We start from the raw sequence: 257 nt of genomic DNA, 5'->3' as shown, positions 1-257 counted from the left end.
GAGCCGTCGGAACGGCGAACCGCTGAAATCCTTTCCGCGTTAGGTTTCCGCAGCGGTTGGGACCGCCCAGACATTGTGGTTACCTGTGCCGAGACAGAGGCCGTCGTTGCCTTGGCCGAGGTGAAATACTTCGCTAGTTCAGAAGGCGATGGCAAGGATGCCGTACGAGCAGCCATCGATCAGTTGGTGAGATATGCGCGGGGCTATCGGCCGGAAGATGAGTGGGACGATCTATTAACTCATTCTCTCGTCGTCCC

General features: G+C 57.6%; 1 protein-coding gene. It reads left to right on the top strand.

Annotated features, from left to right (window positions below; all coding sequences use genetic code 11):
• A partial coding sequence (locus tag SB753_RS38930) for a hypothetical protein (protein WP_410805399.1) occupies window positions 1–257 on the top strand: 257 nt, incomplete at both ends.

The sequence above is a fragment of the Paraburkholderia sp. SIMBA_053 genome (assembly GCF_046534895.1).
Classification (GTDB): Bacteria; Pseudomonadota; Gammaproteobacteria; order Burkholderiales; family Burkholderiaceae; genus Paraburkholderia; species Paraburkholderia caledonica.
The sequence above is the reverse complement of the archived record's forward strand: the minus strand, read 5'-3'. Positions and strand labels throughout refer to the sequence as shown.